This window comes from Paenibacillus sp. FSL H3-0329, assembly GCF_037963285.1.
Classification (GTDB): domain Bacteria; phylum Bacillota; class Bacilli; order Paenibacillales; family Paenibacillaceae; genus Paenibacillus_AQ; species Paenibacillus_AQ odorifer.
Genome location: NZ_CP150150.1, coordinates 1,573,065 through 1,598,528, shown reverse-complemented (window position 1 = coordinate 1,598,528; position 25,464 = coordinate 1,573,065). Strand labels below are relative to the sequence as shown.

General features: G+C 41.4%; 18 protein-coding genes. 4 read left to right on the top strand and 14 right to left on the bottom strand.

Annotated elements, in window-relative coordinates; genetic code table 11:
- Nucleotides 1-94: 94 nt before the first annotated feature.
- The 7 genes from NSQ66_RS06990 to NSQ66_RS06960 form a co-directional block, all read right to left on the bottom strand.
- Nucleotides 95-3,244 carry a type I restriction endonuclease subunit R gene (locus NSQ66_RS06990; RefSeq protein ID WP_076141147.1) on the bottom strand — a complete coding sequence of 1,050 codons (3,150 nt, stop codon included), beginning with the start codon at nucleotides 3,242-3,244 and terminating at the stop codon, nucleotides 95-97.
- A complete protein-coding gene (locus tag NSQ66_RS06985; RefSeq protein ID WP_076141146.1) occupies nucleotides 3,241-4,497 on the bottom strand; it encodes a restriction endonuclease subunit S in 1,257 nt (418 codons plus the stop codon). Before NSQ66_RS06985 ends, NSQ66_RS06990 begins: the two co-directional genes overlap by 4 nt.
- Nucleotides 4,481-6,052, bottom strand: a complete 1,572-nt coding sequence (locus NSQ66_RS06980; protein WP_076141145.1) for a class I SAM-dependent DNA methyltransferase — start codon at nucleotides 6,050-6,052, stop codon at nucleotides 4,481-4,483. The genes NSQ66_RS06985 and NSQ66_RS06980 overlap by 17 nt, the downstream gene beginning before the upstream one ends.
- 149 nt (nucleotides 6,053-6,201) lie before the next feature.
- On the bottom strand, nucleotides 6,202-6,717 hold the full coding sequence (locus NSQ66_RS06975) for a hypothetical protein (RefSeq protein ID WP_076141144.1): 516 nt from the start codon (nucleotides 6,715-6,717) through the stop codon (nucleotides 6,202-6,204).
- 72 nt (nucleotides 6,718-6,789) lie between these two features.
- A complete protein-coding gene (locus NSQ66_RS06970; protein ID WP_076141143.1) occupies nucleotides 6,790-10,032 on the bottom strand; it encodes a UvrD-helicase domain-containing protein in 3,243 nt (1,080 codons plus the stop codon).
- Nucleotides 10,025-12,934 (bottom strand): PD-(D/E)XK nuclease family protein, encoded by a 2,910-nt coding sequence (locus tag NSQ66_RS06965; protein WP_076141142.1) that lies wholly within the window; start codon nucleotides 12,932-12,934, stop codon nucleotides 10,025-10,027. The genes NSQ66_RS06970 and NSQ66_RS06965 overlap by 8 nt, the downstream gene beginning before the upstream one ends.
- 60 nt (nucleotides 12,935-12,994) lie before the next feature.
- The gene (locus tag NSQ66_RS06960) at nucleotides 12,995-13,945 is read right to left on the bottom strand and encodes a WYL domain-containing transcriptional regulator (RefSeq protein ID WP_076141141.1); all 951 of its coding nucleotides are present in this window, start codon (nucleotides 13,943-13,945) and stop codon (nucleotides 12,995-12,997) included.
- Nucleotides 13,946-14,171: 226 nt separating this feature from the next.
- Between NSQ66_RS06960 and NSQ66_RS06955 the strand changes: the two genes are divergently transcribed.
- The gene (locus NSQ66_RS06955) at nucleotides 14,172-14,801 is read left to right on the top strand and encodes a hypothetical protein (RefSeq protein WP_076141140.1); all 630 of its coding nucleotides are present in this window, start codon (nucleotides 14,172-14,174) and stop codon (nucleotides 14,799-14,801) included.
- 103 nt (nucleotides 14,802-14,904) lie between these two features.
- Here NSQ66_RS06955 and NSQ66_RS06950 read toward each other — a convergent pair whose 3' ends face one another.
- The 3 genes from NSQ66_RS06950 to NSQ66_RS06940 all read right to left on the bottom strand — a co-directional run bounded on the left by NSQ66_RS06950 (nucleotide 14,905) and on the right by NSQ66_RS06940 (nucleotide 16,529).
- Entirely contained in the window at nucleotides 14,905-15,162 is a 258-nt protein-coding gene (locus tag NSQ66_RS06950; protein ID WP_076141139.1) for a hypothetical protein, read from the bottom strand.
- 251 nt (nucleotides 15,163-15,413) lie between these two features.
- Nucleotides 15,414-15,551: a hypothetical protein gene (locus NSQ66_RS06945; protein ID WP_170914186.1), complete on the bottom strand. Its 138-nt coding sequence runs from the start codon at nucleotides 15,549-15,551 to the stop codon at nucleotides 15,414-15,416.
- A 120-nt stretch (nucleotides 15,552-15,671) separates the two neighbouring features.
- Nucleotides 15,672-16,529: a hypothetical protein gene (locus tag NSQ66_RS06940; RefSeq protein WP_141118466.1), complete on the bottom strand. Its 858-nt coding sequence runs from the start codon at nucleotides 16,527-16,529 to the stop codon at nucleotides 15,672-15,674.
- A 269-nt stretch (nucleotides 16,530-16,798) separates the two neighbouring features.
- Between NSQ66_RS06940 and NSQ66_RS06935 the strand changes: the two genes are divergently transcribed.
- The 3 genes from NSQ66_RS06935 (at nucleotide 16,799) to NSQ66_RS06925 (ending at nucleotide 20,588) form a co-directional block, all read left to right on the top strand.
- Complete coding sequence (locus NSQ66_RS06935; RefSeq protein ID WP_076141137.1) at nucleotides 16,799-18,325, top strand: site-specific integrase; 1,527 nt, start codon at nucleotides 16,799-16,801, stop codon at nucleotides 18,323-18,325.
- A gap of 249 nt (nucleotides 18,326-18,574) precedes the next feature.
- Nucleotides 18,575-19,696 (top strand): tyrosine-type recombinase/integrase, encoded by a 1,122-nt coding sequence (locus NSQ66_RS06930; RefSeq protein ID WP_076141136.1) that lies wholly within the window; start codon nucleotides 18,575-18,577, stop codon nucleotides 19,694-19,696.
- Complete coding sequence (locus NSQ66_RS06925; RefSeq protein WP_076141135.1) at nucleotides 19,680-20,588, top strand: site-specific integrase; 909 nt, start codon at nucleotides 19,680-19,682, stop codon at nucleotides 20,586-20,588. Before NSQ66_RS06930 ends, NSQ66_RS06925 begins: the two co-directional genes overlap by 17 nt.
- Before the next feature lie 418 nt (nucleotides 20,589-21,006).
- Here NSQ66_RS06925 and NSQ66_RS06920 read toward each other — a convergent pair whose 3' ends face one another.
- From NSQ66_RS06920 to NSQ66_RS06905, 4 genes are read right to left on the bottom strand one after another with little or no spacing between them, the layout of a single operon-like run.
- The gene (locus tag NSQ66_RS06920) at nucleotides 21,007-21,342 is read right to left on the bottom strand and encodes a hypothetical protein (protein WP_141118465.1); all 336 of its coding nucleotides are present in this window, start codon (nucleotides 21,340-21,342) and stop codon (nucleotides 21,007-21,009) included.
- Nucleotides 21,326-21,796, bottom strand: a complete 471-nt coding sequence (locus NSQ66_RS06915; protein WP_076141133.1) for a hypothetical protein — start codon at nucleotides 21,794-21,796, stop codon at nucleotides 21,326-21,328. The genes NSQ66_RS06920 and NSQ66_RS06915 overlap by 17 nt, the downstream gene beginning before the upstream one ends.
- Nucleotides 21,789-23,615 carry a dynamin family protein gene (locus NSQ66_RS06910; protein ID WP_081388053.1) on the bottom strand — a complete coding sequence of 609 codons (1,827 nt, stop codon included), beginning with the start codon at nucleotides 23,613-23,615 and terminating at the stop codon, nucleotides 21,789-21,791. The genes NSQ66_RS06915 and NSQ66_RS06910 overlap by 8 nt, the downstream gene beginning before the upstream one ends.
- Complete coding sequence (locus NSQ66_RS06905; protein ID WP_076141131.1) at nucleotides 23,612-25,462, bottom strand: dynamin family protein; 1,851 nt, start codon at nucleotides 25,460-25,462, stop codon at nucleotides 23,612-23,614. Before NSQ66_RS06905 ends, NSQ66_RS06910 begins: the two co-directional genes overlap by 4 nt.
- Nucleotides 25,463-25,464 lie beyond the last annotated feature (2 nt).

Below are 25,464 nucleotides of genomic sequence, written 5' to 3'. Positions count from 1 at the left end.
CGGATTGTCTTGTTTCTAAATTGCCTTGTTATTATGTATCTTTATTAAACAAAAGTTCGCTGACAGGAGGTTGTCAGCGAACTTTTGTTCCTATTTAATCAACTCTATACTTTTTAAAATTCTCCGCCTGCTCAAAAATCTCCTTGAATATCTCATCTTTTGGAACAGGGGGGTATCCATTTTCGGCAAGTGTTAAAATCAAGTCAACCTTCAACTCTGCTTTGATGTCATCACGGTGCGCCCAATCTGTATATCTAGCTTTGTCGTCAATGATCTTCTTAATCTCCTGCGAGAGCTTTATAAGTTTATCGTGTGCGTAATCAAATTTATATTTCTCCGCAATTGCTTTCAGAATATCGTAGAACGCTTTTTCTTCGAAATCAATTCCTAGATCTTTAAAAGAATTCCGCTCCTTCACAAGTTCTGCAAACAAATTTGCGAATTGGTCTGCAACATCGTCCAATACATCGCTTTGCATTGCTTGAAAGTCTTTTCTTTCATTATATAGATCAATTAATTTCTTTAATCTCTTCGAAAAATCCACACCTTGTACTCTATTAGTTTTCTTAAACTCTTCGATTGCTTTCGCCAATAATTTTTGCAACAGCTTAATTTTAGTATTTGGTAACTTAATCTTATCAATCTTCGCCATATACTCGTCGCTGAATAAATCCACATTATTCTTAGGGTCATTTTTATCAAGTGTAAATATTTCTTCAATACCTTCACTTATCAATGCTTCCTGAATCATCTGTCTTACTTTCTCATTCATCTGCGAACTGTCAGGTGCTCCTCCTACAGTTAGTTTATGAATGATAGATTTGATAGCAAAATAAAAGTGTATGTAATCTCTTTCGATTTGGGTGATGTCTTCGCTGGAACAACATAAATTGTACGCAGATCGAAGTTTTTTTACAATCGCTATGAAACGTTTTTCTAGTTCATTGGTTTGTTGAGCAAATTCAGCTGCAAGGTTTAAGCATTGAAGTTGTTGTAATGGTGTTCCCTTAAAATAAGTAGTACTATCAAATTTGTGAAAAAGCCTAGACAGCAAGTCTAACTGGTCTTTTACAATTACTACAGCTTTGTCAGTACCATCAAAATTATCACCATCTACCACACCATACTTTCTCAAAGCCATATTCATATTACTTTTAATACCAATGTAATCAACTACCAATCCCATTTCCTTGCCTTCATAAACACGGTTTACTCGGGATATTGTTTGAATTAAGGAATGTTGTTGAATAGGTTTATCTATATAAATGGTGTCTAAAAATGGTACGTCAAAACCAGTAAGCCACATATCAACAACAATGGCTATTTTGAAGTTTGATTTTTCGGCTTTATACTGTCTATCTAGTTCTTTGCGGTAATCTTTTGTGCCCAACAATTTATATAACTTTTCTTCGTCATCCTTATCCCGTGTCATTACCATTTTAATCTTCTCAATGGGTTTTATTTCCTGTCTCTCTTTTTCAGTAAGCACTACGCCCGCATCACTTTCTCTAATCTCTGCCCATTGTGGACGTAAGGCAACTATCTGTTTATATAAATCGTAAGCAATCGTCCTGCTAGAAGCCACGAACATTACTTTACCTTTTACAGTTGCACCTTCTTCAATTCGCTTCTCATAATGCTCCACAAAATCTTCTGCCACTAATTCCAAGCGTTTAGGATCTCCAAGAATAACATCCATTTGTGTTACCGCTTTTTTACTTTCTTCTATTTGAAGTTCGTTTGCCCCATCCGCTTCACATTTCTTATAATATTCTTCAATTTCTTTTAGTTTAGCCTCGTTCAAATTCACCTTGGCAGCTCTTCCTTCATACACGATCCTTACGGTAATTTCGTCATAAACCGATTCCTTCATTGTATAGGAATCTTCTACATCTCCAAAAACATCCATAGTTGCATCTATTGGGGTTCCTGTGAAACCTACATAAGTGGCATTGGGTAACGAATCATGTAAATGCTTAGCAAATCCATATTTCTTTTCCACGCCATTTTTAGTAATTTTAATTTTTTGGTCAAGATTAATCTGCGAACGATGTGCCTCGTCTGAAATACAAATCACATTTGTTCTATCGGTAAGCAAGTCGATGTCTTCATTAAACTTATGAATTGTAGTTAAGAAGACCCCACCACTTTTTCTGCTTTGTAAATAAGTTTTTAATTCAGCACGACTCTCGACACTTATTACTTGATCATCACCAATAAAGCCCTTCGCGTTAGTGAACTGCCCTGAAAGCTGGTCATCCAAATCAGTTCTGTCCGTTATAAGAACAATTGTGGGACTATGAAAGTGTACACTTCGCATTAATATTCTTGTGAGGTAAAGCATAGTGAAACTCTTTCCGCACCCTGTCGCTCCAAAATACGTACCGCCTTTCCCCGTTCCTTCTGGTTTCATATTTCGCTTAATACTATCAAACAATTTGTTGGCAGCATAATATTGCGGATAGCGAGGAATAATTTTCTCGTCTTTAGTGCTCGTATCAGGAAAATATATAAAATTACGAACTACATCGAGCAAACGTTTTTGGTTAAACAAACCTTTTACCATTGTAAAAAGTGAATCAATACCATCCTTATCCAAGGATTCGTTACCTTCAGTTTTACGCCAAGCATAAAAGAAATCATATGGAGCAAATAATGATCCAGCTTTGTTATTTACGCCATCGCTAATAACACAAAGAACGTTATATTTGAATAGCTCTGGAATATCTCTTCGATATCTCACTGTAAGCTGGGTATAGGCATTTTTAATAGTAGTGTTTTCTTTAATAGCACTCTTAAATTCTAACACTACTAAAGGCAAGCCATTTACGTAGACAATAGCATCAGGAATGCGCTTTTCATAACCCTGTATTTCTAATTGATTGACTATTTTAAATAAATTATTTTCTTTAGTTTCAAAATCAATCAATTGAATAAACAAATCCTTTTTGCTACGGTTATCCCGTTTGAAAACAAAACCATCGGAGATTTTTTTTATTATGGCTTTGTTACTATCATATAATGCTGAAGAAGGTAATACTTCCATTTCACGGATGATACTTTCGATTTCATTAATCGTAATTTCATCATCAGAATAGCGGTCACGTAAAAATGTTCTTATATCTTCACGAAGGAGCACGTCACTTATTTCCTTATGAATGTACATACCATTTTGGTGATTGTAGTCTTCAGTTTCGAATAGCTCTATTACTGCACGTTCTAGAGATTCTTCTGTGAATTTCATAGGCTATCCTCCAGTGTTGCAAGTTTAGATAAAAGTAAATTCCTTAACTCATTTAAAAATTCGTTTTCCTTTTTCTTCTCTTCCAGAAGATCCATAATTGACTGAACTTTAGACTCAAAATAAGTAACAGTGTTTTCTTTAGGCTGTAAAATTAATAATTTCTTTAACTCAGATAGTTTTATACCTAATACTGTTGTGCCTGTTGAACGTCCTTCCATTTCTCTTTTAGCTGTGGGAGTTTGTAGCCAAAAGTACAAAAAAACACCACTTGATTTTGTTTTATCAGCACGAATCGCAAATAGACGCTGACTTATAATATAATCTCTTCTTTTGGCGATATATAACAATTCCCCCATTGGCGCTTCTGAGGTCATAATCACATCACCAATTTCAAGGGGATCTTTCATCCATTCTTTAAATGTGGTTTTATCCGCATATCTAATAGTGTCATGTTTAACAATCATCCCACCATTAACGTTCATTGCCGAAATTACAGGATGGACAAATAAGTCATCTTTTAAATTCAACTCCATTAAGGATTTACTTTTTCCCCGATGAGAAATAATTAATTCAACTATTTCTTCCAGAATTCCTACTCTCCAACCTTTCGGAATATCCGTATCCAATTCCAGATTATGCTCCATTTCCCCACCGTTAGATTTGTAGGGCTTTCCATTTTCATCTGGAAATTCAAAATCAACAAACCATTGCTTGTAAATAGCCTGTGCGGTTTCTTCTAATTTTTGAATAAGCTTTTTATTTAGGTTTATTCTCTCCACCAGAACATTGTATTCCTTTACAATTTCTTTTTGCTTGGTGATAGAGAGAACGGGGAGTTGCATGTTGCAAAAATCTTTCCAATTCAACCCTCCTCTAACATCAGCATCTGTATAAAACCAAGTATTTCTATCAAATTCTTTGCGTAAAAACCACATCATTAAATACTCTGGGTCAAGGACTTCTTTATCTATAATTCCAAATACATTATATGCTGGTGAAACAATTACATCCTCAGCCTGTTCTGAAAGAGCGACAGGCAATCGTTTATCTCTGCCTACGTGCATTCTATTACAAGCAAATTGTCCGTTCTTAACTATCTTATATGCAGTCATATCTGTACCTACAACATTGGCTACTGATGGCATAAAAAACTTATCAATGTTTATACCTAACAATTTATTCACATTAAGTTCAGTATTCCGGACATTTACTTCTTTAATGTAATCCCCAAGTCGTTTATAATTTGATTTCATAGCCTAACTCCTTAAACACAGTTAGTAAATCTTTTTTTGAACTCTCCTCGGCTTTCAGCAAGTCGAAGAATTCGATTTGTAATGATGCCATTCTCTCATCAAACTCAATATTCTCATCACGATTTATAAACTCAATATATTTACTTGGTACTAACGAAAAGTCTTTTTTAGCAACCTCTTCAAGCGTCGCACTATAACAAAACTCTGCGATATTTTGATACTTTTTTTCATAATCAACTTGTTGCCATATATGATAAGTATTACTAATTTTATTAATATCATCTTCGGAAAATTGAACGAACTTTTTCTCAAACGGAATACCCAGTTCTCTCAAATCCATAAACAAAATTTCATCGATACGATTGCGATATTTTTTAAGAATTCCGTTTTGTTCAATGGTTCGATTTTTTTTGTTTCTGTTTAATATCCAAAGAGTAACGCTTATATTGGTTGTATAAAACATATTTTGTGGCAATACCATGATGGCCTCCACCAAATTATTTTCGATCAGCTTCCTACGTATTTTATACTCAGCTCCGCCTCCACTCAGCGCACCATTCGCCAACAAAAAACCAGCTACACCATTCTCAGATAATTTAGAAGCCATATTTAAAATCCATGCATAGTTTGCATTTCCTGTGGGAGGCAAATCATAACCAGCCCAACGTGGGTCATCTGTTAGTTCATCATCTGCTCTCCATTGCTTTTGGTTGAACGGAGGATTTGCCATTATAAAATCAGCTTTCAGATCCTTATGTTGGTCTTTAAAAAAAGTATTCTCAGCCATATCGCCCAGGTTAGCAGATATCCCCCTTATAGCAAGGTTCATTTTAGCCAGTTTATAAGTGGTTGCAGTGTATTCTTGTCCGTAAATAGAAATGTCTTTTTTATTTCCGTGGTGCGCTTCAATAAATTTCACGGATTGAACAAACATACCACCCGATCCACAAGCTGGATCATAGATTTTACCCTTGTATGGCTCAAGTAGCTCAGCAATAAGATTGACTATACTTTTAGGAGTGTAGAATTCACCCTTACCTTTTCCTTCTGCCAATGCAAACTTACTAAGGAAATATTCATAAACACGCCCAACAATATCTTGCTGCTTGTCTTTAAGAGTGTCAATATTATTTATTGTGTCAATTAAGGAAGCAAGTTTACTTACTTCAAGAGCCAAGCGTGAATAGTAGTTATCAGGCAAAGCACCTTTTAGTGAGGGATTGTTTTTTTCAACAGTGAAAAGTGCAGTGTCAATTTTCAAAGCAATATCTTCTTGCTTCGCATTTTCTACTAGAAAACTCCACCGAGATATTTCAGGTAAGTAAAATACATTATTCATTGTGTAGAACTCTACCATATCTATGTATTTTTCTTTTCCTTCCGATATCAATTCTTCTCTACGTTCTTCAAATTTATCACTTGCGAATTTAAGAAATATAAGACCTAATACAACGTGTTTGTATTCAGATGACTCAACTGAGCCACGTAATTTATTAGCAGAATCCCATAGGGTTTCTTCGATACTATTTTCTTTTATTTGCTTATTTGTAGCCATTCTAAACTCTCCTTTTTTTTCTTACTGAACCTTAATACTGAATAGTGAAAATCTTAAAAATCCGACTTCGATAACCATCCTGAGATCCGTCTCCAAATCATTTTATACTTAAGTCTTTACATCGATTTTTTCAGCTAGCATTCTCCTATTTAAATAGTTTCTCCTAGATTCCAACTCTCTTCATTATTAGGATTGAACCGTTGATATTTAACAGGGGTAGAATGGTTCTGCCAGTAGCGAATTCCATATTTCCCTCCTCTTCCACCCTCTTGATCAAAATAAAAGTACAAATTATCCTCAGGTCTTTCAATGCCGTCTCTTGCCAATTGTGCCCGTTTAGTAACTATAGAATAGGGAACAGAAATAAGATAACACCAATCTGGATCCCGTGTTGGGGTTCCGTATGTCCTGGCGATAATAAAATGATATTGATGTATGCCTTTCGGCATTAAAACTTTATCTTCGAAATTCATGAACTCACTCGGTTTATAATTTGCAGATGTTTTAGGCTCGTGTTTCTTCAAGCTACTATGTTCTCTCCCTGAGACAAAGATAGCATAATCCTCACCAAGAATATATCGCGATCCTTCAGATACTACTTCCTTACTTTGAGAATCAAACCAACATCGAGCAGCAGTCTTAGCAACCTTACTTTCGAATGACATATTCTATAACCTCCAATAGAGAGATAACTCTTAAAGTTACTCACAAAAAATTCCCACACCATTATTATTATACTATTTCTCTAGTAGGACGTACTCATTCCCATGCAAGAAATAAAGCCCCATTTCTTTCACCCTTAACCCAAACCTCTCCAACTCTTTCCGATAAGCCATAATCTGCGGCTTATAGAACTCCAGAAACGTCGTCTGCTGCCCTTCTTCATACACATCCGTTTTAAAATCGACAACTATCCAGCCGTCCTCTTCTTCAAAGAGGAAGTCAATAACGCCTTTCAAATACAGCGTCGTTGCTGTGGAACCTGCTGTCGAAGCTTCACTCTCCAGATCCATATCTGTCCTAACCGTACGCAGCGGCAACTCATGAATCCGCCGCTTCGCCGCTAACGCACGTATCCATAACGGATGATTTACAACATCATCCAGCATCTTATGAACATCTGGAATCAGCGCTTCATCCATACCCTCTTCTTCAGCGATCATCCTGATGTGCAGCTCCATCTGCTCGGATTTCGTGCCAGTCCCAAGTAGTTCAATGCAGCGATGAACCACGCTGCCGAACGCCATGCCTCTGCCCGCAAGCGGACGAGGTGGCTGATCGGCTCCGGACTTCGCCAGTTTCGTTACCGAAGTCGTCTGATACGTCGGCTGTGTCAGCCGACTTCGCCACTCACGGCCCGTCACTTCATCTTGCACTTCGTCGTGCAGAACTTCATAACGTGAAGGCACTTCAGACATAACCTCAGGATCCTCCAGCTCTCTATCTTCCTGAATCCCGCTATCGAAGCTGCTCCACGGATCAATCGCCGGTTTGTCAGGATATCGGCTAATGATCATAAGCTGCTTGGCGCGGGTAGCGGCGACATATAACAGCCTTTCCTTCTCCGCATTCATGTACAATCGTTCCCGCTCAGCGAGTTCTTCCCAACCTGGAGGATGAGCAATCACATCCTCTTGATATCCTCTTCGCCGCGTAATGCTGAAATATCCGCGTGCGGAATCCCCCGTCCGATCCACGTGCTCTGCGGCATCATGATCGGACTCTCCGCATGGACAAGCCAGGATAACCACAGGTGCTTCAAGCCCTTTGGCCTTATGAAGGTTCATGATGCGAACAGCATCCTGCTCACCTGCGAACAGATCTCCGCACTCCAGCTTCGCTTCTTTTACGACCCGCATTAGATACGAACTCAGTTCCGGCCAGCTTGCTGCGACCGAACTTTCCTTGTGCAGCAGATGCAGGAGCTTGATCAATGTGCCGGCACGCGCCCGGCCGGTCTGACGAAGGGCTGCGAGGGGAATCATCCCCAGATCCTCTATGATATATAACAGTGCAGATAATGCCGGCATCTTACGAATCATATCCGCATATTCAGCAAGTCGTACCAGCGCTTCATATATCGGCAGCGCTATTGTCCCGACTTCTGCCTGATTAGGTAGAATAGTATAAGTGATCGGGAATCCCTCCATTTTATAATGGAAGAGTGCATTATCGCTGACACTGAATAACATTCCCTTCAGCACAGCTAGCAGGGAAACGTGATCTCTAGGGTCGTTAAGACAAATTGCCAGCACAGCAAGAGCATCGATTTCTTCGTAAATCGCCGAACTTCCAGCCGTAACAGAGGGAACTCCATACTGCTCCAGCTTTGCGGCGTAGAGATGCAGGAAATCTTTTCGTTTCAGCAGTATCAGGAAATCACTCGGAGTTGCATCCCTTACAAGAAAACTACCGTCACTTCCCGGCTGCTTCTCCTGAATCTTCAATTTGCCGCTGCAAGCCCAGGCAATATAACGAGCGGCCCGGTCTGCATCTGCTTCGGCAATCGCCGCCTGGCCTCCAGCCATTTTCGCATGAGTCATTGTGTAGACCCCATGCTGTACACCATTCTCCGGATTAGCCGTTCGTGTATCCATATGTACAAAAGCCGCTTGATGTTCAGATTCAGCCTCTGGAAACCGGGCATTAAATTCATCATTTGTGAATTGACCAAGATGGTGGATTGAGCGAAAGTTCGCACTTAGCTGCAGGACCTCACCACAGGAACTGATCTTGTTCTTGACCCAATTATAGGTAGAAATATCCGCGCGCCGGAACCGATAGATCGACTGTTTAGGATCTCCAACAATAAATAAGGAGCCCGGTTTAGGTGTAATCCGTCTCCAATTTGATTCCGTTGGGTCATCCCCTGTTAGCAGAAACATAAGTTCTGCCTGAATAGGGTCGGTGTCCTGGAATTCATCTACGAATAGACGTGTATAACGAGCAGTAAAAAAACGCCGTACATGCTCATACTCACGGAGTAACGCTGTTGCCCGCATCAGCAGATCCTGAAAGTCCAGAACGCCTAGTTCGTTTCGCTTGCGTGCTCCATAATCAACAGCCGGACTGACAAAATCAATCAACTGCGGATATAGATGCTCGCGCCAAGCACCAAGGAAGGGACACAAGACGCGGCTTTGCCATTCCAGGAACATAACTTTATATTCCTTGGCCATAGCACTATCTGTCCATCGATTTAAGGTAACATTGATTTTTCGCTCAAACATTAGGGCAAGCTGCAAAATACGAATATCATTATCAAGTCCGTGTAGTATAAGCATTCTCTTTCCATCTCGAACCATTGTCTGTAGCGCATCCCAGCCTTGTGCTGGTTTCTGTGTAGGAATATATCGACCTGCATCTTCTATCATCTGTGGCAGAGATAAGCGTATAAGGTCAAAGTCAGGTCTAGGAGAGGCAACCGTCTCAATGTGTACATCGGTATAGCCGCATACCCGTTTATATACCTGGCGCAGATCCTCCACGTTTACTTGCAGGGACGCAAGGTCCACCATCCCACCTTCCTGACCGTTCTCGATCAAGCTCACCAGATACTCATCCCAGCATTGGTCCTGCAATAAGCTAGCTTCATCTTCTTCAATCTCACGGAACATGGGATCCAGTCTCGCCTCAATCGGTCTCTCCCTAAGCAGTCTGCCGCAAAAAGAATGAATCGTGCCAATATAGCACCGATCGATCTCCTGTAAAGCCCGCTGCAGCAGAGCCTTCTGCGGCTCGTTCGCCTTACGGATCTGCCGCTCCAGCTCCAGTCTGAACCTGCTTTTCAGCTCATCTGCTGCTTTCCGCGTGAACGTAATGGCTGCAATCTGCTCGGCCACGGCGCTCCCTGACTCAATCAGAGCAATCATTCGGCCAACGAGTGATGTCGTCTTTCCAGATCCTGCCCCTGCTTCCACCATCAATGTCCGGTCTAGTATCTCTGCAATTCGCTCTCTGGCCGTCTGATCATCAACCAAAACGCTCGACCTCCTTGATATGGTGAAGCAATGGAATATTAGATTCTAAATTCCATTTTGCCTTCGTACGTTCTGATTCATTCTTGCACACTACTCCATAATCACAATAGGAACATCGTTTCAACTCTGTAGTTGCGGTAAATGTTCCTGACTCCATCGAAGCTAATAAATGTCCCACTAACTCCGAAAGCTCAGCCGTCTTAGTTTGAACCCGGGATACCTCATCGCCTTTGCCTCGTTCCGTTGGGAAGTAATAGGCTGACTCTACAACACGCGCCTCCGTATCCATACCGGTATGCTTAAGCCACTGTTCAACCGCAACAGCATACAACGCATGCTGCAGTTGCGTCCCCTGTGAGAAATACTCATTCTCGTCATACTTCGCCGGACTGCCTGTTTTGTAATCATAAATTTTGTACAAGTGTGGCTCGATCTCATCAACCCTGTCCACAAATCCCTTCATTCTGATCACCATACCATTATCCAGCCTGACGCTCATGGGTTGTCCGCCTAATGTCAATTCGAGCTCAAAAAAACGTGGCCGTCCCTGAGCTTTCTGCTCCATCTGATAAAAAATGGCGACATCACGTCGCAGCGAATCGCATTCTTTATGAAAGATATGTGGAGTTGGCGGCGGCACCATCGCTTCATACTCACGGATGACCTGCTCTGTGATTTCCTGAAGCCTGTGTTCATCATGTTTAGGCCTATTCTCATTTATAGAACCTGCGGACATTTCTTTCAGATAGTGGTAAAAGATACTGTGAAGCAAGCTGCCTCTGCTAGCTGCATCCAGCCATTTGGAACGATCGAATTCAGCAGTCTCCTTTGCCCTGAGCTTCAGAATCTGAGAAAAGAAAAACCTCTTTGGGCATTCCGCATATCTTTCGAGTTGCGTCACACTCAGGTACGCCTCAGGATTGTTTAGATAACTAACCGTAAAGGTATCCGTAGAGAGCACTCCCTCATATTCTGACAGGGTTCCTTCGTTAATACGCATCTCTGCTTGTTCCAACTTAGCGGCGAATGGAAAGGATTGACGAAGTGATGAAAAGCCATCTTTCAGTTTCCCCTCAGTGTGGAACCGTCCAAGCCAGCGATCCGTCCCATCCAACAAATGCTCTCCATTCGGGTCAATCGACATATATCCAAACGGTCTACCCAGTACCTGTCCTAGTCCAGTCAGATCCATCTGAGAATCGCCCGTTACGATTCTAGCAGCCTGTAATAACGCAAAAGCCGGAATGATTTCCTTCTGCTCTGCTGGATCATAGCTGGAATAGCCCAGCGTAACTTGTCCTGACAACAATCCTAATCGGGTCTCACGTTCACGAATAATATGCTCAGTCCGCTCAGTAGATAAGAGTAACCCCTCCAGACTCCTGCGTTCCATATCCAGTAATACAGGATCCTGCCGGAGCTGTAAGGACCAAGCCTCATTACTCATGCCCAGGATGTACGTCTGAGTTCTTCCCGATATGCCGCCATCTTGAAGCGAAGAGATATGCAGCTTTCCGCAACATGGTCCACTTCCAAAGATATGAATACCCTTTACCATGTCTTTTACATAGCGCAGCGCTCTCTCGCTGGACAACGTACGAGGAGAGACAACCTCCAGCAGCTTCACTTGGTCAATTAGTTCAGTGATAACGAATAAGTCAGCCTCACTGGACGGAACGGTGTGCTTTTCAAGAAAATCTATCAATGCGTGCAAAATCACCATAGGAGTCCACGTCACTTGATGCGAATCAGGCACTTTTTGAAACATTCCTTTAAACGCCCGGTTTAACAACCTGATCGCTTCAGCGTGTCGTCCCTTTAACTCAGCATTATCTGCGGCCTCTAACATGGAATACCGTTGTCTTCCCCAACCAATTCCGCTTTGCTCCAAAGCAAAGATGAGATCAGCCTGATCAACGGGTTCTCCAAGTTGATGAAATGATATATAATCGTGCCGAAGAGCCTTAAGTAAGCACTCTATATCGTAGTTGCATTCCATCCATTCGAGATAAACCAGCGCAGCCTTTCCGACCTTTGTATAAGTAACGGGTAGCCCTTGGGAAAAGGTACAAGGAATATCGAGAGCTTGGCTGAGCGTATATATAGTTGAACTATAAACCTCATAATTAGAAACAACGATCTCCGCGTGATCGAAGGAAGAATCCGTATTGCAGATACGTCGGAATGCTTCCCGAACCTCAGCTAAGATTCCTGTGGCATGGTATAACTGAACAGCAACATGTTCGAAATTCTGTAGGGATGACGGGAAAGCTTCAGTTTGCGGAAGAATGAGCAGTCTATCCCCCGCAATACGCTTCAGCATTTCTTTCTCCACAGAGGAGAACCGCTCCATATCTCTATGGATGAAGAGATGGTTATCCGCTGATCTATCAACTTCTGGTATGTAATCAAGCAGTCCTGCAAAATCAGTAAAGTGATTGTGCTCCAGCCAATGTTCATATAAAGCGAGTAGCTCAGTAATATAGAGACCTTTTTGCTCATATTCAAAAACAGAAATAGAAAGCTCTGAAGAGCAAATACCCGCCCCTCGGAGTTCCACAATCGCGTGGTGAAAGCTTTGAACGATACCTGGGGTAATCATCTCGGCTGGTATATATTTTTCATGACGCGCTGCCATATCAACCATAAGATTCTGGACAACCCAGAACGTCTGTTTTTGATTTAAAAGATGAAGCCCACGTTTCACCAGTTCCGGTTTTGTCCGCTTCACAACGAGTGACCTTAACGTTTCTGTTTCCACACCTAAAAGAGGGCCGTGTTCCTTGGTTATCCGATTCAGCCACTGCTCACCTTGATCATAATGATCCACAAGGAGGACTTTTCTACGAAAGGGATCGTTATTGCATATCTCATACAAATCCGCAAACCAATTATGGTTCAATAGACCCACATCCTTCCTACCTTGTATATTTCGAGTAATTATGATCAGTTCCTGCTTGTCTTATTTATACATCTCGGTCCACTCAGCCAATTGACTCTTTATTGATTCACGCACAGATTGAGGCTCTAATATTTCAGCGGCTGGCCCATACTGCAGGATCCAGCGGATAAACTCTTTTTCGTTATTTACAGTCACCTCAAAAATCATACTCCCATCTTTGTTGTCTGTCATTCGAGGATGAACGAACAGTTCTTCCTCCCTTATGTACCTGGCAACCTCAGCATTAAACCGTACTTTAAAGGTTATATTTTTCTCACCTTGTTCAATTGACCACGTGTTCTTGAGATACTTTTTGATATTAAAATCACTCTTGTCGAACGTTTCAGCCGTAGAATCCACTTTGAGGAAGCGACTGATTCGAAACGTCCGAATGTCCTGCTTAGTATGGCAGAAACCGATTAAATAGAAGCGCTGATCACGAGGCACAAGGTAGTATGGATCAATTTTTCGCTCCGTTGTCTCATTTCGATACTGGGTATGATAAGTGGTTTCAATCGTCTTCTGCTCTAAAATCGCTTGAATAATCGGCTGCAGATAATTAGGGCTTTCTTTACGGTAGGCTGGTGTACCCATCTGAATAATATTGGTAATGTCCTCAATGATACTGTTTTGCTTGGATTTTTCTTTATGATGTGTGGACATGACTTTATCGTATGCTGTATGGAATCCCGGAGGGAGCTTGTCCTCGTCTACCATTGAAGGTAACAGAGAGAATACTAACGCTTCTTGTTCTGAAAAATTAAGAGGGTACATAAAAAAGTTGCCCATAAATCGGTAGCCAGCACCCTTGCTTGTATTTGTTATGGGAGTTATGGCATCCAGTAAGCGCAGATCCCGATATATTGTCCTTACATCTACATCGCATTTAAAGGCTAAATCCGTTGCAGAAATGCCAGGGTTCGCCTGGATCGCATTAATGATATTGAATAGACGTATAAACTTTTCGACCATGGTTAGTCTCCTCACAATAATGATCTAATGATACCCACTTCTTACCACAGCGTTCATTTTCGGCCTATTGTAAAGCTCTTTTTACACATTATACCTAATCACAAACGCCACTACTTGTCAGGGAACGTACGTTTGTTAATATATTCCTTCATTCGCATCCAATAAATAGAAACCTTCCTACAATCATTGCGTCTAATAACCATCAAGCTAAAAGGAGCGGAAAATCATGAGAATTACTTGCTTCTACGGGGACCACTCTGATATGGGATATATTTATCTTACTCCACCGATACATGAGGATAAAACCGCCTATTGGAGCAGAAACGAAATAAGCCAATATGTCAGTGAGGAAAAACTATCTATTCCTTATGTAACCGACTTAGATGTAACCCCAACACTCATTCAAATGCCTGTTAGCGAGAATACCTTCAAAGCGGATCATGGTAAATCTTATGATACAGAGTATGGTAACGATATGGATAAACTAGGCTATATTATAGGAATTGAATTAACCTTGGCTAAAAATAACTTTGTTGATCTAGTCAGCAACCAGGCCTTCAAAGTAATTCGAACAGATTGGAGCGGTCAGGAGTTCCATTTGATTACTTTTGATCATTTAGAGAATGTTCTCCATCCTGAGAATATCCTTTATAAATTGATCGACAAAGAAGATGCTTTTGTGATCATTCAACTAAAAAAGCCTGAGGATCTCGGAATTCGCTATTTTCACGAGGAGGATATTCAGCCTATTGCCTTATTCAAAGGATTACTGTCTGCCCGTGAAGACATCTATCCAGTGGAATACTTGATTAAGCCGGAATTTTTTATGTGCCAAGATTCAAGCTCATTACTTTAATCTATGAATTTACATGGATGATCTATCGATAATTCTATAGCAAGTGCCTTTGTCTATAAAAAAACCTGATTCCTCAGCGCTATGAACGCAGAATGGAATCAGGTTATGTAAGGTTCAACTGATTATGAATAGGGATGACCCAATTCGGCAAGTTGGAATGCTGCCACTTCAATCTGCCATTATGGGATTCAAGAACGATCTGTCCATCTAAAGAACTGTTATCAACAACAATTAAGTTATCGAGCAGATCTAAATGAGTAAGCAAGTTCTGTATTGAGGATTGATGCCGATGCAATATGTCCTTGTTAGTAATATAATGTCCTCCATTACGAACCCGGCTGGCGATACGTTCAATATTCAAATTTCGGTTCTCCAAGACCAACATAAAATATTGTAATCTAAAATTGCTTAAGTTTGGCTTCCTTCATGAGGTGAATTACCTATCCACCGTACAACGTCCTTTCAACTGAAAAAAACCGGTGATTGTGTATGCACTCACGAGCTAAACGAATGGCTTCTTTCCCCTTCACATGTTAAGCAACGTATGGGTATGGCATTTTTAGTTAACTTGCGCAAGAGATCTCTCCTTTTTTACAAGTATATAAATAGGGTTTATTTCTTATCAACACTTTTCAGTTTATCATGATTTTCTATTTGCCGGTCCTTCTCTTTTTTATACTTTTCTATAAGATAATTGTAGCAGGCAGCCTTTGTGTTTCTATCTGTACTAACAATTAATTTAACTTGCATAGAGGCGTCCTCCTGGTAGTAATAATACTATTGTTAATAGATGTTTTATAAGAAAAAACAAAAAAACGAAAAAGGAAGCCTCACTTTCAAACGGAGGCTTCCTTTTTCGTTTTTTATAACTCATTTTAGGTCCTTTAGACTTTTTGATAAATCAGATTTCTTCATTGCTTGATTAATTGAATACCACTTATCAGCCCAGCTAAAATCTTCATTAAGGAGTTTGTTCATCTGATTATCGTTAGCATTCCCAACAAATATCAGAAAAGACTCTTTATTATGATAAATAGTGGGAAGATGTAAATAACTCCAGTTAAACGGAGTATTTTCTGTTAAGAGATCTGAAAGAACCCTGAACAAATCTAAATCTGCATTCGCAAGATCGATTATCACGACACCATCTATAATCTCAAGACGGATGTGAAGCTGCTTTTTAGGAATATTCACAACATATCCTTTTATATGCCGTTTTTCCCCTAATGAACTCAATATGATTTGTATGAACTTTTCTTCGTCTATGGTATTGTGCTTAATCAGTTTGAAAAGCATATCATCATACTCGAGATCCACATCCTCATTTCTAACTAATTGATACGTTCCCCGTACCATAATACCAAATTCCGCTAAAATATCAGTTCCGATTTGCCTTGTATTTTGTTTTAAATTTGAAGTGCGAAGCAGATCACCCACAGTTGAGTTACCCCACCCCGTAATTCTCCTCAAATCATTGTATGTTAAGCCAACAGACTCAGCCAAAAATTTCCTGCGATTTCCCGGATGATGGGTTTTCTGAACTAACTTACTCCAATTTCCTTTATTCTTAGAAAACGGTTTTATTTCATAATATGCGTTTTCTTTGCCTTTGGCAGAATCATGTTTATTTATAAATTTTTCTTCAGTTACATCTACATGATCTTTAATAAATTTCTCAGCATAATCAGTTAGGTCTTTGAGTATGTCCAAAACAATCACCTGACTCAAAGATACTATGACTGTGCTGATGCATCATTTGAAAACCCTAAATGGTGCAGATTTGTGTGCTATTTTTGATTTTTCCTCTGTTACAACTAATATCAGGTCGATAACTACACCATTTGTGGAGCAGCATATAATGTTGGTATTTACTAGAAATAATGGTTATATAGAAACTTAAATATACGCCGATAACCCCCACCCCCTTCGCAATGGTTTTTGGTCTAGTTGTCAGAGAAAAGCTTCCGTTTGTATCAAATTATCAAGGAGCTGAGCAAATGTTTGATCATTCAAATGACAATCAAAACAAGTACCCTATAGCCCCAGCAACACAACACTTTCCAAACTTCTTCTGGAATGAATATGCGAAAGAAGTTTCATGGAAAAGCGCATCTACGAAAATATTTTCCGAAGAAAGTTTAAATCCACGAAATCAAGTTCACACTGTTACCATGCAGTTCGATGTGAAAAAAATAACGAAGGCAGGTGTGATAAATATGCTTGATGCTCTATACACGAACGGAAATCCCCTCATAAATTCAGTCTCCTATCTAGGGCCGAATCAAATAAACTTTTGGATTTTTGAAAACCGAATAAAATCAAATTTTCAAAGTGAAAAGATCACCGAATATTTTGGTTCACTACAATCATCAAAAACGCCTTTTGAGTTTTATAGAACGTATAAATGCTTCAATAACTTTTTGGAATGCTTTTCTGTAACATTCAATATTCCTGTTTCTAAAATAGACGATACGGAACTATTGAACCAGGAGCGCTTTCTTAAAGTAATTCAATCTGAAAAATTAGGCGATCCCGATGTTAAGTATCTTTCAAAACTCGTTAATCTTTATCATCCAGGGTTGGATATAGTCTTCTTTAAGAAGAGAAGAAATACACCTCATAATTGGGACCTAGAACATCCATTGATTGAGCTACATCTTGGTAATTTCAAAGGATTAAAAAAAGCATCTTTACAATTTCGTAAAAGGGCTTTTTATCAGTTCCTTACATGGCTGTGTGATACATATACTGCATTCAACTCATTTAATCTTAATGATGTCCCTCTTTGGCTTGTAACTCACGACCATTTAACTGATTTCCGACTCCATCTTGTACGCAAAATTGAGGATGCGGAAATGGAGCCAAGTTATACAAGCTCTATTTTGAATTACGTTAAGTCGCTCTTTCAAAGTTTATTTCAGCTTGGACGCCTCTTAACTGATATTACAGATGATATTCCTAGCATTTCGTATGAGCGTTATCACTATCGTGAAATTCCGTCCGACGAACAAATCGAACATCTCTTTAAAGTAATCCAAATTTACTCACCCGATCCGGATAAGTACACTTTAGCATTCGAAATGATGCTGTATCTAGGACTCAGGAAGACTGAAGTATCCCAAATCCGTTGGGAAAATATAAATTTACATACTAACATCATCACGATAACAGGAAAAGGTGACAGAACGCATTCTCTTCCAATTCCAACCAAGATACTTCAAAGTCTCAACAAACTATCGGCCTTACCTTCAGGCTATATTTTTTCACCTATGCCAGATAAAATTGCTCAGAGTCTCTATCAATATGTAAAGATGTTTTCTTTGATAGCAGGTTGGAATATTCAGACTGGGTTACATTTACTTAGGCATACGATGCTTACCAAGCTTTCGTATAGGCCAGACTGCCCGCCGCAAGTTCTGAGAGTATTAGGCAGGCAGAAAAATGCTGCAACTTCTGCCCTGTATGTTCACCGAAGTCAGGAAGAACTTCGCAAATCAGCAAATAAAATCAACATCCTATTCTAGACATGCAAAAAAGCCTTCGTGACAGGTGATGATTACTTTAGTAGATACACTAAAGCTCAAGCACCTTTCCGAAGGCGAATGTAGATAGATTTATCCCGTTGTCGGTTATTCATTCATTGTAATACTCCCTTAGCCGCGTGGCAGGAGTTAAGAGATCAAAAAAATTAATTGTACTCTATCACTATACAATGAGCTTCACGGGGTTTCAATACAAGCGACGAAAATAAAGCAAAAAGGAGTTTTCTAATTATGCCTATCGAGTTTCCCACATCACCGATGCAAAATCTTCGAAATAATATTCAACAACTTGTAGCTACATATGGAGTTGACGAATTACAGGAAATTCTCGGAGAACTTGGGTTAAGTGTTGACCCAACTAAGACGCAGAATAATATTGAAGATATTTCTGGAAAAGAAGTAGAAGAATATTTTATAAAATGTCCGCGTTTTAATAGTTTAAGCCCAAGTACTAGAACTACCTATAAATCTGAACTTTCCCAGTTTATTAAGTTTTCAATGCCAACCCCAACCTCAACCGCAACATTGAGGCAATTAGCAGAACCAAAGAATATCTTAGCATATCTTGACAAATATGAGCCGCGCTCATATACAAGAGCAAAAAAGGCGTCATTCTTACGAACATTTTTTCGTACTACCTTAAAGCATTTCTTCAACGAAAAAATTGAAGATATAAAACCATTACTTGAATTAAAAACTGATGAAAGTGATATTCCAAAAGCATTAAAAGTTGACCAGCTTCGTGAAGTTGTACACTTGGCAGCTGCTAAAGGAAACGGGTTCAGAAACTTTACAATAATTATGACTTTCCTTAGTTCCGGTATTCGATTGAATGAACTTCTGCAGTTGAAAATTGGTGATATTGATACAGAGCGCCAAATTATTCATGTAGTCGGGAAAGGAAGAAAAGGGGCAAAAACGCGACGCACAATAAATTTATTAGGTTTGAGCATACTAAGAAATTACATTAGATTTACGTTCCAAGCTCAGATTGCAACTTTTACAGAAGAACAGTTGGATGGATTGCATGTATTCTCTACTGACGGGGGTATTAGTGCGATGAGTGCTAGAACTATACAATATATTGTAAAAAATTTAATAAAAATGGCGACCTCAATACCTAAAAATATGAAGTCCCAATACTCGGTACATACTTTTAGGCATTGCTATGCGGTGTATGGTCTAGAATCTGGAATTGACATTTATACCTTATCTAAATTACTTGGACACGAAAGTATCGAGACGACGACAATATATTTAAAACTTTTTGAAGATCAGCTTAAAAAAGCCGTTGAAAAACATCCTTTCGCTAATGGATTGAATAAGGGGGATTCAAATGAGAGTTTTGCTTGATTCTCATTATTATCAATTGTGGGAAAACCATTGCAACCTTAGAGCTAAATCAAAAGAGAACTACATGTATGAGTTGCAAAAATTCGAAGCATTTTTATTAAATGAAGGATTTACAGGTGTTCTCGATTTTGATAAATTTTTTCATTATAAGGATACAGATCAATATTCACCGATAAACCAAAAATTTATTGATTCATATTTTGATTGTTTGAAGAATAAAGGTTACACGAATAGTGTCCTTTCCTCAAATGTTTCAGCGCTAAAAAACTTTTTTAAAATTCTTAAAAGCTTAAAAATGATTACACGCAATCCAGTTGTGTATTACAAGAATCCCTATCATAAAGTTAAATACCGGGATAAGTCTCTATCTGAAGAGGAATGTTCATTACTTCTCGAGGCAGCTTTAAAGTTGGATCCTTTTTACAGGCAGTATTACCTAATAGTGCTATTGCTTCTTAATACAGGCCTGCGAAATAGCGAATTGAGGGAGTTAACCATTTCACAGATCGATTTCGAAAGGCAAATTATTTATGTTGAACGCGGTACAAAAACCAAGGCGAATACAGTCACAGTAAGTCAAAAATTATGTGAAGAGCTTAAATCCTTTGTGACTCGTTCATTCCATGAAGAGTGGCAGATGACAGGGAATGAATATGTTTTTTTCGCAAGAAATAAGAAACTTACTAAAATTGGACTAAACAAGATTTTATTAAAAATCAGCAAAGAAGCAGGAATTCGGCCAATTACCTGCCATTGGTTAAGGTATACAATGGCATATCTAATGCAGCAGAGAGGTATTGATATTCCTATAATTCAAAAACAACTAAGACATCGTGACCCCAAAACTACATTACATTATCTTTCTCAATTTTGCGAAGGGTTTGATTACTAAGGCATATTCGCAATGACGCATGTTTGATTTTGCCCTAGGATTGAAAAACAAATGCCCTTCCAAGTTAATTGGACAGGGCATTCGTATCGTTGATTAGAATCAATTTATTGCAGTTATATGTCGCCACGCCATCTCAATATAAGACACTTTAAACACTTTCTTTTTGCGTTCGTTCCATGATCTAAAATGGTCAAATGCACGTTTTATATCGATCCTAGCATCCGGATGATGCTTAATAATCCAATCGGTTGTAGCCAGCAATTCAAGTCCGTATGGAGTTTGGCTTGCCGTCTATACCATAAAATTGAATTTAATAACGGCAAACAAGATGTTTGAGCTCAGGATGAAAGCATTTTTTCACGTTGACGATAAGTTGGTCATAGCTAAAAAGACTTTTGGGAACAGCCCCTCTCATCGATTACCTACGCCTGACAGCAGAGTGCTTCGCGATCTCCAGCCTGACCTTCTCCCGCTTCAGCTCTTCAATATACTCCGAGATACCGGAGATCAAGTCCTCAGGGCAGTGGCGGGAGATATCATTATAACTTATAGTAATCTTGTTGATCTGTGCATCTAATACGATGATACTCCGAACTATCTCATTGACCGTTTCGCGCAGCGAAGTAACTTCACGGCGATTCAATTTTTCGCGTTCCTGCTTCAACACTTCACGGGCTTCCTGCAGCTTGAGATTCCTAAGTAGCTCTAGGAGATCATGAACGGCTCCGCGCGCCATCTCATTCATTGCTCTCACGCTCAGTCGGCTGCAACTGATCTCGCTTGATCAGCTCTTGAATGGAGTGGTCTACCAGCCGGATGATCTCCTTCTGAACTTCGCTGCTGGCGCCGCCGTGACTGAGATGCTGGTACAAGTCCTTCAGAAGCTGCTCCACTCCCTCATATTCGGTCCGCCGAGAGTCTCTGCGCGCAATTTCCATCTTAACGAACGCAACCGCCTGCTTCTGCAAGTAATCCCCTTGCTCCCGCAGATGATCGATTTGGCCCTGGACGTTAGCTTGATCCCTCTTCATGTCAACGAAGGTTTGCGCGAGCTTCAGCAGCTCCGGGAGCGAATCCATCGCTTTCATAGTCACATCTCGCTTGAAGGTGTCTTCGGGCACCACGCCATTAGGAACCACTTCGTACACCACCTCAGGCTCGCGTCTTCTTCTAGTGGATTTGGGCAATAAATGACGTTGATCAGTCATGAGCGGATTCCTCCTCGATTTGAAGCTGTCTGAGCAGCTCATCTATTTGGGCTATTACTTCCTTCGGATCATAGGAGCGGTGAGACTCTGTCGGTTCTTCGAATCGGCAAGCTTCCTTATACTCCGTAAAATACTGCTCAAGATTGGAATCATTCAGTGCTTTCAGCTCGGAGAGATCTTGGCGGACGAGCTTCAGCGTATCCTGCTGCCATTGCTCTAGCGCCTTATGGGTCATCTTCAAGAGATCATTCTGCCAGGTTAACGAGTCGAAGAGATAAAACAATCCTTCCACAATAACCGCAGCAGCCGAAGCAATTGCTCTTGTGGAGGTAGCTCCGATCCGTTTCAATAGCTGAGCCAAGGCATTATGAGTTTCCCTGGAAAAGGTTTTGCCAAATACATTGCCCAGCTTCTTCAAGCCTACCTTCGCTGCGTTGGCTACACCCGCTCCGGCGCCGCCTGCCCCGCCGAACTGTCTGAAAAAAGCCTGCAGGCCGGCCCCCGCCGCCTTCTGTGCAACCCGATTGCTCAGATTGATCAGCAGCGGCGTATAGATCGAAGCTTTCATCTCCACTTGCGTTTCGAAGCGTGTCACCGCTGTATTAAGCATTGATTGGATCTGTTGATCCAGCCGTTCCAGTGTATCTTGAATATGGCCGGCAATCATTTTCGTCTCATTCTTAATATGCAGTGGCAACAGATGGGCTTGAACGAAGCCGACACACTCGTCCTTACTGACCCATTTGTTCGTGGCTCGAATTTCCGTCTCTAACCTCTTTGCCGTTTCTTTCTTCGCATGCTCAAACCACTTACCCAATGTGCCATCGAGCTTGCTGAACTCGGTTTCCATCATCTCGTTAATTTGCTGTTCAACGGTGAACAGCTCATCCAGTGCTTCCTGGAGGGATGTGATATCGCTTTCCGTCACTTGAGCTTGAATCAGCTCCTTCTCCGCCAGCTGCTTAAGGTCCAGGAGCAGACCTCTCTGATAAACCTTGAACGCTCTCAATAGGTTCGCCTGACGGTGATCGGCTTCAAGCAGCCGACGAACATGATCCCACAGCGCAGGGGCTTCTGGAAGTCTCGGCCCATCTTCCGTCACTAAGCTATGTACAATGAAGGGTGATAGCTTTCTATGAAGGCAATCCTCAGCGTAGCCTTTAATTTCCTCTACCCGCTTATCGGCGGAAGCAACCCCCTGTGGGGCACGGTTGATTACAAGAACAACCTCCGTATCCTTGTTGATCAACTCGCTAATATATTGCATAAAATGATGATCGTTTTCCTTAAAGCCTACGCGGTAGGAGACAACATAGATAAGAATATCGCTGTTCGGAACGAATTCCTTCAGCAGCTCCTCGTGCTGCTCGACAATACTGCCATATCCCGGCGTATCGAACAGACGCAGGTTGGTTAATTGCCTTGGGAGTTTACGGGTCACTAACCTAAGCCGCTGCAGCTCCGGATCCGGGCGGGCGGCGAGCTGCTGGAACATCGGATACGAGAGCTCTTCGAGCGTGGCGTCACGATTCACCGCGTAGAATTCAACCTCTTGCTCCCTCTGTGTATCATCCATTACCTCGATGATCGTTCCGGTTGTGGGAGCAGCACCTGTCTTAATCCATTCGCTGCCGAGCAGTCCATTGATTATTGTCGTTTTCCCACTGCTCGTCTCCCCCAGCATAACAACGAAGCTCTCCGGCTTCGCAATTCTCTCGTTCAAAAAACGTGCGAGCGCGATCATCGTGGGATCTCCAACAGTCTCAGTCAGTGAGTAGAGCTGATCCATCGTCTTCTGCATCGTTGTACTAGTCATCATGCCAGTCTCCCTTCGATGGATTTGATGAGGGCTTCATCCTTTGCAAGCAGATTCACAGCTTCATCCCTGCCCTGTCTTCGCAGCCGCATCACCTCTTCGTGTTCGGCTTTCTCATTTTGCAATTGCTCGAACTGTGTTTGCTTAAAGGCGGATAACGCTTGAGTCAGGTATTGTATACTCCCATTTGCACTATCTTCAATCTTGGCATTCAGCATTTGACGGAACTGGCGAATCGGCTCCTCGATGTCGCGCATAGTGGCCTTCTGCCGCTCCTCATTAATAAGCCCCTTTGCTTTGCCTCCGAGCCAAGAGGATACGAAAGCGATGCCAGCGCCTACGACAAAACCGGCCGCTCCACCGATAATGGTCCCGGCTGGACCGAGGCTCGTTCCTACGAGTGCTCCAACCTTCGTGCCAACCCAACCCCCGGCAGCGATGCCGCCAATCCCCCCGGCAATACCGAACCCATACGGAAGTGCCTTCTCAAATTTAAGCGCTTCCTCTTTATTGAAATTCCCGGACTTGTCGTACTCGCCGTTCAAATCTCTTATCTCTAAGCTGTCCATCCATATGGTCATTTCCTTCTGCATCTCGAACAGCTTGAGCGACAGCTCCTCGAGCGCATCGATCATAATGGAATCCCGTGTATCCCGGTATGCGGAATCCAGCAGCTCACCGTCTACGACGCCGGAGCCGATGATGCGGCGCATTTCGCTCCGCAAATTCTCGCTATGTACCTTGCTGGCTTCTGCCGCATAATCCATCAATCCAATCTTATAGTCGGACAGCTTGCCTTGAATTTGTGAAATCTTCATACTGTTGCTGCGGTACATCTGCTCGAACCGTGCTTCCTGTTCCTGGAAAAGCTTCTTCAGCTCCTCACTGGTCATGGAGAGCTCTCGTTTCCGGGCGTCGATCTGGTGACGGATTCCGGCTGACAGCTCTTTCAGATGCATCACTAGACCACTGGACAGCAGCGTTCGCCAGGAACCGGCTATCTCCTCCAGCAGGCTCCGGAACTGCTTCATGCCGGATTTCTCATAGGCGTTCCAATCCTTCTGCAGCCGTCCGTTAAGGCCCTGATAGACATTAATAACGTGTACGTTCTTAGGGGCAGAGGTTTGATATTGAGCCGCGATGTCGCTAAGTATTTTCAGATTAAGCTCCATGCCTTCTTGCACTTCCTGCTTGCTCTCGTCGTTCCATTGGTTCTGAATAAACCAGGCCGTCGTTAGCTTCGGCCAAGCATGAGTCAAGAAAATTCGCTCAGGCTTGGTAATCGGAGGCACCGTGCGAAGAAGGAACATCGCCGCGTTCAGCCGATCGATATATTTCATCGTCGTTTCCACGTTCCGCGCCGTCATACTTCCGACACCAGGCAGGTCTACGAGCACCACATTATTTTTCAGCAAATCGTCGTTCTTATAAATGACAATGTGAGATACCAGCTTCTCATTGCCCAGATTGTGCTGGTTATGGACGTACTGCTCTAACCGGCTCTTATCGGTGAAAACCTCGGTCTTCCGTCCGTTTTCGAAAATCACGTGCACCTGTCCGTCAAGCTCCGTACTATACCGAATTTCAACCGGAATACAGGTGGTTTCATCCGCATCGACCGGCAGCACCAGGTCTTCCATTAAGAGCGCATTCAGCAGGCTACTCTTGCCCGTCCCTTGAATTCCTAAGACGGGAACCAGAAATTCCGATTGCGTAATATTCCGCAGTTTGTCGGCCAGGACGGTTTTATAGGAAACCGGACCTTCCTTGGTAATGTAAGGAATATACGAATCCGCCATACGTATAAAATCAGGGTTCTGTACGATTTGTTCCAATTCGAGATGACTCATTG

Excerpts from the sequence above, each read along its gene's own strand:
- NSQ66_RS06910 (WP_081388053.1), bottom strand. The coding sequence starts at position 23,615 with ATGATGACTAGTACAACGATGCAGAAGACGATGGATCAGCTCTACTCA.
- NSQ66_RS06955 (WP_076141140.1), top strand. The coding sequence starts at position 14,172 with ATGAGAATTACTTGCTTCTACGGGGACCACTCTGATATGGGATATATT.
- NSQ66_RS06980 (WP_076141145.1), bottom strand. The coding sequence starts at position 6,052 with ATGGCTACAAATAAGCAAATAAAAGAAAATAGTATCGAAGAAACCCTA.
- NSQ66_RS06930 (WP_076141136.1), top strand. The coding sequence starts at position 18,575 with ATGCCTATCGAGTTTCCCACATCACCGATGCAAAATCTTCGAAATAAT.
- NSQ66_RS06945 (WP_170914186.1), bottom strand. The coding sequence starts at position 15,551 with ATGCAAGTTAAATTAATTGTTAGTACAGATAGAAACACAAAGGCTGCC.
- NSQ66_RS06990 (WP_076141147.1), bottom strand. The coding sequence starts at position 3,244 with ATGAAATTCACAGAAGAATCTCTAGAACGTGCAGTAATAGAGCTATTC.
- NSQ66_RS06915 (WP_076141133.1), bottom strand. The coding sequence starts at position 21,796 with ATGACTGATCAACGTCATTTATTGCCCAAATCCACTAGAAGAAGACGC.
- NSQ66_RS06960 (WP_076141141.1), bottom strand. The coding sequence starts at position 13,945 with ATGGTCGAAAAGTTTATACGTCTATTCAATATCATTAATGCGATCCAG.
- NSQ66_RS06935 (WP_076141137.1), top strand. The coding sequence starts at position 16,799 with ATGTTTGATCATTCAAATGACAATCAAAACAAGTACCCTATAGCCCCA.
- NSQ66_RS06925 (WP_076141135.1), top strand. The coding sequence starts at position 19,680 with ATGAGAGTTTTGCTTGATTCTCATTATTATCAATTGTGGGAAAACCAT.
- NSQ66_RS06975 (WP_076141144.1), bottom strand. The coding sequence starts at position 6,717 with ATGTCATTCGAAAGTAAGGTTGCTAAGACTGCTGCTCGATGTTGGTTT.
- NSQ66_RS06985 (WP_076141146.1), bottom strand. The coding sequence starts at position 4,497 with ATGAAATCAAATTATAAACGACTTGGGGATTACATTAAAGAAGTAAAT.
- NSQ66_RS06905 (WP_076141131.1), bottom strand. The coding sequence starts at position 25,462 with ATGAGTCATCTCGAATTGGAACAAATCGTACAGAACCCTGATTTTATA.